Source organism: Pseudoalteromonas rubra (assembly GCF_001482385.1).
Classification (GTDB): Bacteria; Pseudomonadota; Gammaproteobacteria; order Enterobacterales; family Alteromonadaceae; genus Pseudoalteromonas; species Pseudoalteromonas ardens.
This window is the reverse complement of record NZ_CP013611.1, coordinates 810,966-825,668: the sequence shown is the minus strand read 5'-3', so window position 1 is coordinate 825,668 and position 14,703 is coordinate 810,966. Positions and strand designations below refer to the sequence as shown.

Sequence of the window (14,703 nt, the reverse complement as noted above, 5' to 3'; positions counted from 1 at the left end):
TTTAGCAGCATAAACGCGCTCGTCGGCACTAGACAATTAGTCGGAATTTCACATATTCATTTTTGCTAAGCGATGATGTTTGGTATAAAGCAGCCTCACGCTGAATGTGAATCCGACTAGAAAAGTGACGTTAAAACAGGCTTTTTTAGTTAAATGATTACGTGAAACGGCAAAGTAGGGTAGAATAGCGCGGTTCTATCTACACGTATTACTGCCTGACGAGGTTTATATGAGTTTGTATAATGAGTACATGGAAGAAATCCAAACCCGTAAAACGGAACTTGGATTGAGTCCAAAACCAATCGATAGCGCTGATCTGCTATCTGAAATTATTGCCCAAATCAAAGACACAGGGCATGAGCACCGTGAAGATTCTCTGAACTTCTTCATCTACAACACGCTTCCGGGCACAACCAGCGCTGCTGGTGTGAAAGCACAATTCCTAAAAGAAATTATCCTGGGCGAAGAGACTGTAGCTGAAATTTCTGCGGACTTTGCATTTGAACTGCTTTCTCACATGAAAGGCGGTCCTTCAATTGCGGTACTACTTGACCTTGCACTGGGCAACGACGAAGCGGTTGCTAAGCAAGCTGCTGACGTACTTAAAACGCAGGTTTTCCTTTATGACGCAGACACGTCACGTTTAGAAGCGGCGTTTAAAGCGGGCAATGCAATTGCAAAAGACATCTTAGAAAGCTACGCGAAAGCTGAATTCTTTACTAAGCTGCCTGATATTGCTGAGAAAATTGAAGTTGTTACTTATATTGCCGGTGAAGGTGATATCTCAACTGACTTACTTTCTCCAGGTAACCAGGCACACTCACGTGCTGACCGTGAACTACACGGTAAATGTATGATCACCCCTGAAGCACAGCAAGAAATTGTTGAGCTACAGAAGAAGCACCCAAATGCAAAAGTTATGCTGATTGCTGAAAAAGGCACTATGGGTGTAGGTTCATCTCGTATGTCTGGTGTGAACAACGTTGCACTTTGGGCAGGTACACAAGCAAGCCCGTACGTACCATTCATCAACATTGCACCAGTTGTTGCGGGTACTAACGGTATTGCACCAATCTTCCTGACAACCGTTGATGTAACCGGTGGTATCGGTCTTGACCTTAAAAACTGGGTGAAGAAAACCGATGAAAACGGCAACGTAGTGACTGACGCGAACGGCGACCCAGTACTGGAAGAAGCATATTCTGTAGCGACTGGTACGGTACTTACTATCGATACTAAAGCACAGAAGCTATTTAACGGTAGCGAAGAGCTGGTTGATGTATCTTCTTCATTCACTCCACAAAAAGTAGAGTTCATGAAGGCCGGTGGTTCTTACGCTGTGGTATTCGGTAAGAAGCTACAAACATTTGCAGCCGAAACGCTGGGCATTGAAGCACCTGTTGTTTACGCGGCTTCAAAAGAAATTTCACACGAAGGTCAGGGTCTGACTGCGGTTGAGAAAATCTTCAACCGTAACGCAGTAGGTGTTGCTTCTGAAACACCACTTCACGCTGGTTCTAACGTTCGTGTTAAAGTGAACATCGTTGGTTCTCAGGACACCACAGGTCCAATGACGTCTCAGGAGCTGGAAGCCATGGCTGCTTCTACAATTTCTCCTTTGGTAGACGGCGCATACCAGTCAGGCTGTCACACTGCGTCTGTTTGGGATAAAAAAGCGCAAGCGAACATTCCTAAGCTAATGGCGTTCATGAACAAGTTTGGTCTGATCACAGCACGTGACCCTAAAGGGGTTTACCACTCAATGACAGACGTAATCCACAAAGTACTGAACGACATTACTGTGGATGACCGCGCTATCATCATCGGTGGTGACTCGCATACGCGTATGTCTAAAGGTGTGGCATTCGGTGCTGACTCAGGTACTGTTGCGCTGGCACTGGCAACTGGTGAATCAGCAATGCCAATTCCAGAGTCTGTAAAAGTAACCTTCAAAGGTGCCATGGCTAAGCACATGGACTTCCGTGATGTGGTACACGCGACTCAGGCACAAATGCTGAAGCAATTCGGCGGTGAGAACGTATTCCAGGGCCGTATCATCGAAGTACACATTGGTACTCTGATGGCTGACCAGGCGTTCACTTTCACTGACTGGACTGCAGAGATGAAAGCGAAAGCGTCAATCTGTATCTCTAACGATGAAACGTTGATCAAGTCAATCGAGCTGGCTAAGAGCCGCATTCAGATCATGATCAACAAGGGCATGGAGAACGAAGCGAAGACGTTACAAGGCCTTATCGACTTGGCTGATGAGCGTATCGCGGGTATCAACTCAGGTGAGCAACCTGCACTTGCACCTGATGACAATGCTAAGTACTACGCAGAAGTGGTTGTTAACCTGGACGAAATCGTTGAACCAATGATTGCTGACCCGGATGTAAACAACGAAGACGTTTCTAAGCGTTATACGCACGATGTGATCCGTCCTGTTTCTTTCTACGATGGCAAGCCAGTTGACCTGGGCTTCGTTGGTTCTTGTATGGTTCACAAAGGTGACATGCAGATCATCGCACAGATGCTACGTAACCTTGAGAAGCAAAACGGCTCAATCGAGTTCAAAGCACCACTGGTTGTTGCGCCACCAACATATAACATTGTTGATGAGCTAAAAGCAGAAGGCGATTGGGAAGTACTGGCTAAGTACGCAGGCTTTGAGTTTGATGATGAAAATCCGAAGACAGCGGCACGTACTAAGTACGAAAACATCCTGTATCTTGAGCGTCCTGGATGTAACCTGTGTATGGGTAACCAGGAAAAAGCAGAACCAGGTGACACAGTTATCGCAACTTCTACGCGTCTGTTCCAGGGCCGTGTTGTAGCGGATTCTAACGAGAAGAAAGGTGAATCACTACTTGGCTCTACGCCACTGGTAGTACTTTCAACGATTCTGGGTCGTTTCCCAACTATGGACGAGTACCAGGTTGCTGTTGAAGGCATCGACCTGACTGCGTTCACCCCGCTTGAAGAAGAACTAACAACTAAGTTCGGTTCAGAGCAAGCGGTACCTGTTAAAGTACTTTAATCTTCAAAGATTAAAAGACTGAAAAAAGCGCGTTTATACGCGCTTTTTTGTTGGGTGGAGATTGTGGGGGGTAGCCTGTTTAGACGCTTTCTTTGTTTTTAACTGCAAAGGAAAATGCTGAGTTATGTGTGTACAGATACCAAAAAAGGAGACTAGGGCATTCCTACTCTAAATGCTGTTTATCTATACAGGTATAAATGAATTTAGTCAGTTTCCATGTCAAATTTCTCGTTTTCTCCGCGCTTGAAAGTCTCGTTTATGCCGTATACCTTGTTAAACTATTGAAATTTATTGTGTTAGCCGTTTTACATAACGAGACCCCAAGTCTCGCTAAGAACAAGGCTCGGTTTCAACAAAGCCGTTTTGGCTTGAGCAATGAGAGCAATGGTGGTAGGTTATTGTTCTTGCTATGAATAAAATAATTTAGTTGTGGATCTGTACGGTTTTAGGAACTGGATCTAACCGGCATTCACGCTAATAAGCTGTTAGCAGTAATGAGGAACTATGGAGCTATTTAATCAATTTGTTGTAATCATGGGAGGAACGAGCGTCGTTCTTGCTGCGTTGTTTGGTTTGATAGGCAAGCTCTGGTTATCCGTAGTAATAGAGAAATATAAAGGCTCTATTAATAAAGATCTGTCCAAATTAAAGGTTGAGCTGGATAAGTCTTCGAAACGCTATGAGGCTCGATTAAGTAAAATTACTTACGTCTCACAAGTGCAATTTGATCATGAATACCAGATATATAGTAAGGTTTGGAGTTCACTTGTAGAACTTAAAGTTGCTACGGAGAAGTTACGACCATTTATGGACTATATTGACCCCAACCAAACGGAAGATGCTCGAAAGTTCGAGCGACTTAAAGCGTTTGCTAAACCTTACAGCGAGTTTTCAATTATGCTCGAAACTCATAAACCATTTTATGCAGAAACCGTTTATGAGGCACTAAAAGAGGTAAAAGCTAAATGTCATCATGAGAGTGTTGATTTTGAGGTGGGCAGGCGTCATGAGCCAGGTTATTACCAAGACGCAATTCAAAATAGTGAGCAGATATCCTCAGCCATAGATAAAGCGTGCAATCAGATTAGGTCTCGCCTTCAAGAAGTCACGGTGATCTAATTACTGCTAACAAACTGTTTAAGAGTGATTCGCAACGCGTGGCATTTTTACTATGCGTTAGTTTTAGTGTTTAAGATGGTATGCGGCAGCATCGGTATTGCGTTGCTCACACCTTAACAGGGCGTTAGGCATCTATGTTGTCATTATTCAAAAAGAAAAAATTTGAACCAAACTTCCCAATTATTGAATTGGAAGCTTCACCTGAAGAGGTAAAAGACCTTCTCTCTAAATTCTCCTCAGTAGAAAGAGTTGAAAAGTCACAAGAGAAAGGTGTCGATTTTGAGTATGTTGCAGAGAATCATGAAACCCGTATTAACGTTGGTTTTTCTGCTGATAAGATCTCATTTGTAAATTATCTTAGTGAACAGTTTAATGACAATGACAAGAAGAAAGCTCAAAAACTTGATTGGTTTATTAATTACTACGGTACGGTTGATGAATTCGAAGAACCCAATGACACAGGTTTTATGATCTTCTTTCATAACCCTAAGAGGAAACTTACAATTGTTTTTGGTCTTCATATGGGCCCAATTCGAATAAATAGTCATGCAAATGCCTAACAAGTGCCTAAACCAAAGGACGCAAAATGCTTGGCTGCGCTCCTTCGTCGCTAATTTTAGCCAAGCATTTTTCGCCGGTTAGGCGAGCGTTAGCAGTAATGAGGAACTATGGAGCTATTTAATCAATTTGTTGTAATCATGGGAGGAACGAGCGTCGTTCTTGCTGCGTTGTTTGGTTTGATAGGCAAGCTCTGGTTATCCGTAGTAATAGAGAAATATAAAGGCTCTATTAATAAAGATCTGTCCAAATTAAAGGTTGAGCTGGATAAGTCTTCGAAACGCTATGAGGCTCGATTAAGTAAAATTACTTACGTCTCACAAGTGCAATTTGATCATGAATACCAGATATATAGTAAGGTTTGGAGTTCACTTGTAGAACTTAAAGTTGCTACGGAGAAGTTACGACCATTTATGGACTATATTGACCCCAACCAAACGGAAGATGCTCGAAAGTTCGAGCGACTTAAAGCGTTTGCTAAACCTTACAGCGAGTTTTCAATTATGCTCGAAACTCATAAACCATTTTATGCAGAAACCGTTTATGAGGCACTAAAAGAGGTAAAAGCTAAATGTCATCATGAGAGTGTTGATTTTGAGGTGGGCAGGCGTCATGAGCCAGGTTATTACCAAGACGCAATTCAAAATAGTGAGCAGATATCCTCAGCCATAGATAAAGCGTGCAATCAGATTAGGTCTCGCCTTCAAGAAGTCACGGTGATCTAATTACTGCTAACAAACTGTTTAAGAGTGATTCGCAACGCGTGGCATTTTTACTATGCGTTAGTTTTAGTGTTTAAGATGGTATGCGGCAGCATCGGTATTGCGTTGCTCACACCTTAACAGGGCGTTATAAGCCTAGGAGAGTTTGGCAAATGAATCGACTTTCGGTGACACTAGTTGCATTACTATTAGTTGGCTGTGAGTGCGATTCAATCTGTGAAGCAAATAGAGTTACTAGTTCATTTTTAGATAAAAACCCTTCTAGTGAGCAAATTATTGATTATTTGAATGAGTATAAAGGTGAGGCTCCGGGGGCTGCTACCTATGGGGTAATCGTAAATTGGGGTTTGAAAAATTCTACTAAATTTATTGAAACTCTTAATCACCCTAAAATCACAAATAGAAATTTAGATTTAATAATCTATAAAATTGCAGACTACGGAAACCACGAAGAGTGGTGCAAAATATATAATGATTTGACAGTGCGCAAGATTGACAAATATATTCGTTCGCGGTTGCTTGGCTGTAATTACGGCTTATAACAAGTTACTCAAAAGGACGCAAAACGCTTGGCTTGTGCTCCTTCGTCGCTAATTCTAGCCAAGCATTTTTGCGCCCAATAGTAAGGCGTTAGGCATCAAGGAAAGTATGGACGATAACATTAAGATCGGAGATTGGGTCAGAAGCTATGGTTCAGGAATATGGAGAGTTCACCGAATTCTAGAACTCAATGATTTTGATATTCAAAGTCAAACTAACAAACCTAGAATTGTCATTTTCTCTTCACGCTTTGTAAACGACTCTTATAAGCGCTCCTTTTCAACAGAAAGCTGTGATTCTGCATTTGTTTATCATTTGGATTCAAATGAAAAAGAAGAATTGGATGCGTTTATGGGAAGCAATCCTGAGCTTGTTGCAAAGTTTGATGCTTACAAACCTAAGAGTATAGATGCAGTTTACAACGCCAACGTAAATATACCCGCATCAGGGAGTCAGGCTGACTTGGAGGAAGCACTATCTTCGTTTCAAGAATTAAACTTAGAACAGTTATATGACCAGCTAATTGAATCTAAAATTGGCTCAAGTGGTGCAAAGGGGTGGACAGCTCAATTTGTATCAAGTAATCATAAGTGCCTTAATGGAAAATTGTTATATAGCTTTTCAGAGGTATTGGCATTTTGATGCCTAACAAAGCAAATTAAAAGTGCGGACAAAAACCAGTTGGCTTTGTTCGTGCCTCACAAATTTTAGCCAACTAATTTTTGCCGTTTATTTGCGGCGTTATACATCATGGAAAGTTATGCGTACGTTTCTAGCATTTATATTTTTGTTCAGTTTAAAAGTTTTCGCATGTGGTGAGAAAGCAAAAGAGTTTTTACCTTTCTCCGTAGAAATTCTTGAAAAGACCAACCCCAATCAAAAACTAAAAGTGTATGAAATATTATCGCCAATACAGAAAGGCGACACCTTTTTAAGTAGCGTTACTGCAAATTTAGATGGTGAATTTGAGTTAGATTTAGACATACACGAGGACTTCAGTTATATCGGAGAGTATTATCGCTCCTATCTTAGTGTTGCTAGTAAACACGTAGATAAAATAGAGATAATCATGTCATATAATACTACTAAAAAAGATAGGTCGGATATAATTTTTTGTGCAAATTGGAAGGTGTTTAAGTTAACAGAACTTCTTAGCTTCGAGTCAGCAGAGGAAGCTCCGCCGCCACCTCCAAGAGCACCTAGTGAAAGGTAGGGATATAATGATGTATAACAAGTGCTAAACCAAAGGACGCAAAACAGCAGGCTTGCGCTCCTTTGTCGCTAATTTTAGCCTGCTATTTTACGCCGGTTAGGCAAGCGCTGGGGGATCCCCTCATAATTGAGGCCTCCCGAGCAGATGTATCAAGCGCACGTATTCACGTATAGCCCAGCGCAGCTGCTTCCCCGTCATAACATAATCGCTTCGTCGCCTAACCTCTTTGCCGAGCCTTACAGTCGACAGCACAGCACGATCTCTGATGGTATTTGCCTGGAACTTTCGTTGCCAATTTGAGTGTTGGGCATACAGGCCTATCCACCAGAGAATAATGGTCGCCAGCAAAGAGAGTAATAACAATATATCGAGCCGGTTGGGGCATCGACTTTTACTATGCCGCAGACCCATCCCGTATTGGGGGCTTTTCAGGTCTCGAAAGCTTTCTTCGATTTGCATACGTTTGGCGTAAAGTGAGACGACACGTTTGGGTTTGAACAATTCTGCGGGCAGGTTAGTGGCTAATAGCCAAGGCTCCTTACTGCCAGTTCGATAACTTTTTTGGGCGGTATGATGCCTGCCTGCTTTTGATGAGCGCCTGTCAGTACGGCCTTTTTGTTTGGCTTTATATAAATGAAGATGGCAGCTAATTGGGCTTTTTCGGCCAAGCTTTACTTCTCCAATATAACGACCACGGGGAGTAGCTGATGGATAAAGAGCCTGATTTACATGCCAATCTTCACTGTTTTGATGCTGATAAGTGACTTTGCCACGCACCCGTCCCAGCCAGAACCAACCTTTTTTATCGACCTGTCTAAACCAGGTATTTCGATAGCCAGCATCGGTCACGATGAGTGGAATACATTTATCAGGCAGGATGCTGGCAAGTTCGTCAAGGAACAGCTGATGGGACTTAGGTGAGTTGTATTGAGCAAACGTGAAGGTACGTTCATACACTATCATTGAGCGTCCCTGAATGCTGACGGAAGCACGTAACGTCATCAGCCGCAGTTGCTCACGCACATCTGCCCAGTCGACCAGCAAAATAGGCATGGGATTAGCGCCACATATCAGGCGCGCATGGAAGCGGTAAATAGCAAGTCGGTCGTTATGCATGGCTGTGTTGCCAAGCAGCCGGTCCATGCGCTTGATATTGTGCTTAGCAGCGACAGGGCCCTTCATATTCCGGCCAAGCTCGGTAAGTGAGAGTTGATTGCTATCGAGCAAAGTCTCAGTTGCCAGCATTAATGAATCAAGGCGCCGAGCATGAATTTGGGGGCAGTTTTTTCGGAGCATATCGTGTAGGATGGTGATATCACGCATGGTGTTGTTATCTGGTTAGTTTTTGGCGAAATAAATTAGATCAAACAATGCCGTGCGTGTCCATCACATTGATTTGAAATATAATTATCTGGGGATTCCTCAGACTGAGGCGTTATAGCGATCCGGAGAATATCTTGAAATCTTTGTTAAACTTAGTTCGACTTTATTGGTTGCTATTCACGGCTTTAATAGTTGTGGCAATTACTGTTTTGTCCCTATATCCGATAGATAATCTTCCTTCCGTTCCTGGGACAGATAAAACTCACCATTTTATTGCTTATGGGGCTTTGGCATTTCCAGTAGCGTTAGCGAGACCCGAAAAGTGGCTGTTATTTATCGTAGGTTTCTTAGTTTATAGTGGTGTTATTGAATTGGTTCAGCCATATGTAAATCGTTATGGTGAGTGGCTCGACTTAGGCGCAAATGGTTTAGGGCTAGTTGTAGGTATTTTAATTGCTTCTTTTGCTCGGTCGATTTTCCTGAAAGAAAAATCGCTACAACAATAAATTTAAGAGTGATTCACAACGCTAGGCGCTTTTTGTTTGAATCAGCTTTAGTGTTTACGGCACAATGGTTTAGGTCGGTGGTAGCGTTACTCACTACTTAATTAGGTGTTAGCTGGTTGAATAACACGGACACCCAATCAGAAACTGTTCTGTATTTGGGGGTCTGATGTGAGAATTAAAAGAGACATCAATGGAGCGTCCATATATGTCTGCCGCCTTCTGGTTGATCAATGATGAGATAGGTTACTTACCATTCGGACGAGAAGAGTCGAATCTGTGTTTTAATGTGATCGCCAAGCGATATGAAGATGGCTGCGTCATCTTAACGAGCAACTTATCGTTTGGGCAATGGCCCATGGCGTTTGCCGATGACGCCACATTAACAGCAGCAATGTTAGACCGCTTACTACACCATTCGCATGTTTTACAGTTGAGTGGAAAAGCTACAGATTGAAAGACAAGCGCCGAGCAGGCGCAATACCTGAGTAAACAAGTGGATCAATTTTGAATGATCGAATTCAGGCTAAAAGTGGATCAGTTGTCGGTGATCGTTGACAAAGTAGGGCAGGCAAATTTGGGGGTATCTGCGAGCCCTGCTTTTGGAATTTGGGGGGGGTGTCTGCTAGCCCCTCTCTAACTCTAGCCACTATATTAATATCTGAAACCCCAGACTAAGGCGCTAAGTATCTGGGTTAATTTAACATTTAAACCTTTTGCGGAATCTTATCGTCTAAAGAATGATATTCAAAATATATTAAAAGGAAAAAAATGAGCCGATTCATAACTCAAACTAAATCAACGATATTGGTTATTTCATTAATGGCAGCGTTGGCCTCTTGTAGAAGTCATGATGCAACTAATTTTGAATCAAACACTAAACATGAACTCATAGAACTTATTGATGGAAATGTTGGGCAGGTCGTCTCAATTTCGATTGTAGACTCAGAAGATACTCACCAATATCATTTAGGGACGTTTAGTAATGGCGATATGCCTAACAACCAAACAATATACGAAATTGGTTCTTTAACCAAAACCTATACAGGGTTAGTTGTTGCTAAGGCCATTCTTGAAGGGAAAGTTGAGCTTGATAAAGATATCCGTCATTACCTTAAAGATAAAAAATACAAAAACTTAGAGCTGTCTAACCAATATATAACTTTACGACACCTTTTGACCCATACTAGTGGTCTTCCAGGAACTTTTGCTGTTAGTCGTGAAGACATTGAGCAAGGCAGATATTTTGAAAAAATATCAAAATACTCCAGAGATGACTACTTTGATGATCTTGAAAAAGTGCAGCTTAACTCTACCCCTGGTGAGGATTACCTGTATTCAAACGTCGGTACTAATTTAGCCGGATATATTCTGGAATCAGTCTACCAAAAACCTTTTGAGTTGCTGGTTTTTGAAATGATCACGAGCAAGTCTGGAGAGCAGGGAACGAAATTTAGACGTACAGAATCCGAGGTAAGTGAAGTGACAGTCGGTACAGATGGAAATGGCAATCAAATGCCCTTGGCTAGTGCTTATTGGTTTGCTAGTGGAGGATTAACTTCGAACGTTGAGTCTGTCACTCGTTACATGCAACACCAATTATCCTCAGAGCCTGAGGTGGCAATTTCTCATCAACTTTTGGAAGAGAGTTGGATGGGCCACGGCTCGGCATTTTATTGGTACACAACTAAATATGATTCCAATGAACTGATGCTTTATCAAAGTGGTGGCTCAATGGGCACTTCTAGTTGGCTGGCCATATATCCAAGTAAAAATGTTGGTATTTTCATCGTAACAAATTTAGCAGAGGAAAATACTCAACCAAAGTTAGAAGCCATTTCAGATAAGGTTTTTGACTATTTGATGGCATATAATAAAGCCTCAAAGTCGGATGCTTAACAGTAGACCAGTTCCGCTTCGCTGCATACTTGGAGGAGGGCACGAATTTAGGAATGGATGCCTGTGGGTTTGCCAGCTCAGTTGAACAGTAAGACTGGCACCAGATTAGCGCCACTCATAAGGCGCACATGAATTTGGAGGCAGTTTTTTCTGAGTATATCGTGTAGGCTAGAGATCTCACGTATGGTGTTATTATCCGGTTGGTTTTTTGGCGATATGAACTAAGTCAAACAAGGCGGAGTGTGTTCATCATATTGGTTTTAATTTTAAATATCTGGGGATTTCTCAGACAACAGCGTTATACGCTTTCGGAATATGAAAAGGAACAATGTGTATGAAATTAGCACAGTTGAACATAGCGTTAGCAAAATACCCTCTAGACAGTCTGGAAATGAAAGATTTTGTCGATAATTTAGATTTAATCAATGGAATAGCGGAAAGTAGTGAAGGGTTTATTTGGCGCCTCAAAGATGAATCAGGTGATGCAACATCTATTAAGGCCTTTGATGACCCTAATATGATTGTCAATATGTCGGTTTGGGAATCTGTAGATGCATTGAAAAACTTTATGTTCCGCACCCACCATCGCGATTTTATGCGCAGGAAAAGCGAGTGGTTTCATCGTTTGCCAGAAGATACGTATGTTCTTTGGTGGATCGAAGATAATCAAACCCCTGATCTCAATGAAGCTAAAGAGCGACTGGAACACCTCAGAAAAATGGGTGACACAGCTTATGCATTTACCTTTAAGGCTAACTTCACTGAGAGTGAAGCAAAAAGTTTACGTAAGGGTCTTGTTGATTAAATCCACTATAAAAAACACAGACACCCATCTGTACCTAAACCCTGTATGTTTCGTTATGCTCTGTATTTATGTACAGCTGACAAGCTTTGGAATGGGTGTTTGCTAGTCCTGTTGAGTGAGAAAATGGAGTTGATTTGGAAGATAAGATAATTGGTTCATTGGTAGGGCTTGCTTGTGGTGACGCAGTAGGTACTACCTTGGAATTTGCGTCAAGAGGCTCTTTTGAGCCAATTGAGGATATGGTCGGTGGCGGTCCTTTCAATCTGAAGAAAGGGCAGTGGACCGACGACACGTCGATGGCGTTATGTTTAGCTCATAGCCTGCTCCACAAGAATGCGTTTGACCCAACTGATCAAATGATTCGTTACTGTGATTGGTATAATGATGGTTACATGAGCAGTAACGGAAAGTGTTTTGATATTGGAATGACGGTATCTGACGCGTTGAGAAAGTACCAGGAAACCAGGAATCCTTTTAGCGGTTCCATCGACAAGTTTTCATCTGGTAATGGGTCAATTATGAGATTGGCACCTATCCCTATATATTATTTCGGGGGATATCGATGCTTGTATAAAGTATGCGGGAGAAAGTTCACGAACCACGCATGGTTCTCCTCTGTGCATTGAATCTTGCGAGCTTTTTGGCTACTTAATTCATAAAGCGTTCAACGCTAATAGTAAAAACGAAATATTCGAAACCATCCCTGGTAATTTTTGTGCTGAGTTGCAGCCGATATCTGACTTTAGTTTTAATACTTTGAATTACATGGAGCTTACTGGCAGCGGTTACGTGATTGAAAGCTTAATCTCTGCACTTTGGTGCTTTTACCATGGCGAAAACTTCAAGGATTCAATACTACTCGCAGCGAATATCGGAAACGATGCAGATACAACAGCGGCAATATGTGGGCAAATTGCTGGAGCTTATTATGGGTATAGTGGAATACCTAAAGAGTGGCGAGAATCAATAGCAATGGCTAGCGAAATTAAGCAGCTCGTTTTGGATTTATATCGAGCGGGAGTGGCCAGCTAACAAGCGGGTTGTGCCGGCACTTGGCAGCGCGGCACCACCCGGCGTCAGGCTGTTAGGCTTAACACTCTTAGGTGAATGCGTACTCTCACAGGTATGTTCATGCACCAGCGCTGTAACACGATGTAATGGTTTTAGTTATCGTGCCGACACACAATGCAGCTATGAACTATTACAAAAGGAATAAGTCGCTATGTCTTTAATCGACGACCTTAAACACCTGTTTGAACCATTCGCCGCCAACCCACCAATTATATTTAGCCCTGATGAATGTCGTGACGAGTATGACAAATCACGTAAAGTTTTTAATCGCAGATTTGATTTTGCGCCCAGTGCCATTGTACAGGTCAAGAATACGGCACAGGTTGCTGCGCTTATTGAGCATGCAACCAAGCATGATATTGAAATTGCCGTTAAATCTGGAGGTCATGACCACGAAGGTGAGTGCGTTGCAACCGGCAAACTACTGATAGATTTTAAACTGATGAACAATGTGAATGTTTATCAGGCGCAACTGCCATCCAGCACTGAACAAACGTTTGGTGTGCGTATTCAACCAGGTGCTATCTTTGAGAAGATTAAGGCAGAGCTCGATACATATCACCTTGGTATCCCTCATGGCACGTGTCAGAGTGTGGCCATTGCTGGTTATACCATGGGCGGCGGCTGGGGTCCCTGGACGCGCAAATACGGTATGGGATGTGAGCGATTGATTGGTGCGACCATAGTACTTGGCGATGGGACTGTAAAGTACTTAGGTGTGAGTGCTGAGCTCAATCAGGAGCCGACCTTATCTGATCGTGAGCCACAAAGCGATCCTGATCAGAACAACAGTATATTATGGGCGCTGCGAGGCGGCGGTGGGCTCAGCTATGGTATTGTCACAGAATTGGTTTTTAAGCCATTTAAATTACCAAAGATTGCTCAGAGTTTTGTGATTAAAAGCGACTCATTTCCGGCGCTAGAAAAAATCAAAGCTGTAGACATTATCGCGGCCTGGGAGCAGTTAACCGCACCTGGTCAAAATCCAAACCTGATCGGTACCAACCTTAAAGTAAATGCAAAAGGGGTTAAGTGTGTATCCGAGATCAGTGAAAATGCTCTATTAAGCTGGCAACTGAATGGCCATTTTGGTGGCACAAAAACTGAACTGGAAACCATGATGACACAATGGGCTTACTATCTGGTCTCTCTAATCAATCAGGACCCTTGCTTAACTGACACAGAGAAGCAACAGCAAAAAAATGACGTCATTCACGAATTCAACGAGTTTTATCAGAGAACTTGCGCACATGCAGTAGAGTTTAACGCCGCGACTAATCACACTGGTTACTCTCTGGACTTTGATAGCTGGGACAGAGAACACGGTGGTATTCAGTTAGAAACAGACGGGCCTGCACCACATAAGATAACGTCGAGAATGCCTACCTCAAAATGGGGTCGCGCTGGCAGACAAGCGCTGGTCAAATCGTTGCAGTCTACCTTGTTAGAGGGCGACGCTACAGGCAGCAACATCGCAGCTTACATTACCTTAGGCGCTATCAGTGGCCAATATTATTCCGACAAACAGCAATTATCAGAACAGGATAAAGTGAGCTGTGCATTCCCCTATCAGGACAGACCCTTTACGATTCAGTATCAGACGTGGTGGGATCAGCCGGCGCAGGGTAATGAACCCGCAGATATCGCAAAGCTGATCTCAACACGATTTTATGAAAACAGAGCACAAGACTGGATAGAGTCATGTCGAAGTTTTGATATACCAGAGACGAAAGGGGCATTTATCAGCTTTAAGGATGCGGCGGTGAAAACAGAAGATTACTTTGGTGACAGCTATGAGTCGCTAATTGGCGTTAAACTCGACCAGAGTCAGGACTCCAAATGCCTGTTTAGAAGCAGAAAAACCATTATCTAATAATTCACCAGTATTGGCTGGCGTAGGGCTTCTGTAA

14 protein-coding genes and 1 pseudogene are annotated in these 14,703 nt (G+C 42.6%); 14 read left to right on the top strand and 1 reads right to left on the bottom strand.

What is annotated here, in order from left to right; all coding sequences use genetic code 11:
* The first annotated feature begins 229 nt into the window (after positions 1 to 229).
* From AT705_RS03685 to AT705_RS03650, 7 genes are all read left to right on the top strand, one after another.
* Positions 230 to 3,040 carry a bifunctional aconitate hydratase 2/2-methylisocitrate dehydratase gene (locus tag AT705_RS03685; protein WP_082668909.1) on the top strand — a complete coding sequence of 937 codons (2,811 nt, stop codon included), beginning with the start codon at positions 230 to 232 and terminating at the stop codon, positions 3,038 to 3,040.
* Positions 3,041 to 3,544: 504 nt separating this feature from the next.
* Entirely contained in the window at positions 3,545 to 4,159 is a 615-nt protein-coding gene (locus AT705_RS03675) for a hypothetical protein (protein ID WP_058795535.1), read from the top strand.
* Positions 4,160 to 4,293: 134 nt separating this feature from the next.
* Positions 4,294 to 4,719, top strand: coding sequence for a hypothetical protein (locus AT705_RS03670; RefSeq protein WP_058795536.1), 426 nt, complete (start codon positions 4,294 to 4,296; stop codon positions 4,717 to 4,719).
* A 108-nt stretch (positions 4,720 to 4,827) separates the two neighbouring features.
* Positions 4,828 to 5,442, top strand: coding sequence for a hypothetical protein (locus AT705_RS03665; protein WP_058795535.1), 615 nt, complete (start codon positions 4,828 to 4,830; stop codon positions 5,440 to 5,442).
* Positions 5,443 to 5,591: 149 nt separating this feature from the next.
* Complete coding sequence (locus tag AT705_RS03660; RefSeq protein WP_058795534.1) at positions 5,592 to 5,981, top strand: hypothetical protein; 390 nt, start codon at positions 5,592 to 5,594, stop codon at positions 5,979 to 5,981.
* Positions 5,982 to 6,087: 106 nt separating this feature from the next.
* On the top strand, positions 6,088 to 6,621 hold the full coding sequence (locus AT705_RS03655) for a hypothetical protein (RefSeq protein ID WP_058795533.1): 534 nt from the start codon (positions 6,088 to 6,090) through the stop codon (positions 6,619 to 6,621).
* A 118-nt stretch (positions 6,622 to 6,739) separates the two neighbouring features.
* Positions 6,740 to 7,192 carry a hypothetical protein gene (locus tag AT705_RS03650; protein ID WP_058795532.1) on the top strand — a complete coding sequence of 151 codons (453 nt, stop codon included), beginning with the start codon at positions 6,740 to 6,742 and terminating at the stop codon, positions 7,190 to 7,192.
* 120 nt (positions 7,193 to 7,312) lie between these two features.
* On the opposite strand, the gene AT705_RS03645 is transcribed toward AT705_RS03650, so the two are convergent.
* Entirely contained in the window at positions 7,313 to 8,515 is a 1,203-nt protein-coding gene (locus tag AT705_RS03645; protein WP_058795531.1) for an IS4 family transposase, read from the bottom strand.
* Positions 8,516 to 8,649: 134 nt separating this feature from the next.
* On the opposite strand from AT705_RS03645, the gene AT705_RS03640 reads away from it, so the two are divergent.
* The 7 genes and pseudogenes from AT705_RS03640 (at position 8,650) to AT705_RS03615 (ending at position 14,666) form a co-directional block, all read left to right on the top strand.
* On the top strand, positions 8,650 to 9,021 hold the full coding sequence (locus AT705_RS03640) for a VanZ family protein (protein WP_058795530.1): 372 nt from the start codon (positions 8,650 to 8,652) through the stop codon (positions 9,019 to 9,021).
* A 223-nt stretch (positions 9,022 to 9,244) separates the two neighbouring features.
* Positions 9,245 to 9,510, top strand: a pseudogene (locus AT705_RS03635) (ATP-binding protein); the annotation flags it as partial.
* Between the two features lie 279 nt (positions 9,511 to 9,789).
* Positions 9,790 to 10,917 (top strand): serine hydrolase domain-containing protein, encoded by a 1,128-nt coding sequence (locus AT705_RS03630; RefSeq protein WP_058795528.1) that lies wholly within the window; start codon positions 9,790 to 9,792, stop codon positions 10,915 to 10,917.
* A 334-nt stretch (positions 10,918 to 11,251) separates the two neighbouring features.
* The gene (locus AT705_RS03625; protein ID WP_049865238.1) at positions 11,252 to 11,722 is read left to right on the top strand and encodes a DUF3291 domain-containing protein; all 471 of its coding nucleotides are present in this window, start codon (positions 11,252 to 11,254) and stop codon (positions 11,720 to 11,722) included.
* Between the two features lie 134 nt (positions 11,723 to 11,856).
* Positions 11,857 to 12,348 carry an ADP-ribosylglycohydrolase family protein gene (locus AT705_RS25630; protein ID WP_237113777.1) on the top strand — a complete coding sequence of 164 codons (492 nt, stop codon included), beginning with the start codon at positions 11,857 to 11,859 and terminating at the stop codon, positions 12,346 to 12,348.
* Positions 12,266 to 12,754: an ADP-ribosylglycohydrolase family protein gene (locus AT705_RS25625; RefSeq protein WP_335339071.1), complete on the top strand. Its 489-nt coding sequence runs from the start codon at positions 12,266 to 12,268 to the stop codon at positions 12,752 to 12,754. Before AT705_RS25630 ends, AT705_RS25625 begins: the two co-directional genes overlap by 83 nt.
* 190 nt (positions 12,755 to 12,944) lie before the next feature.
* Positions 12,945 to 14,666: an FAD-binding oxidoreductase gene (locus AT705_RS03615; RefSeq protein ID WP_058795527.1), complete on the top strand. Its 1,722-nt coding sequence runs from the start codon at positions 12,945 to 12,947 to the stop codon at positions 14,664 to 14,666.
* The last annotated feature ends 37 nt before the right edge of the window (positions 14,667 to 14,703 follow it).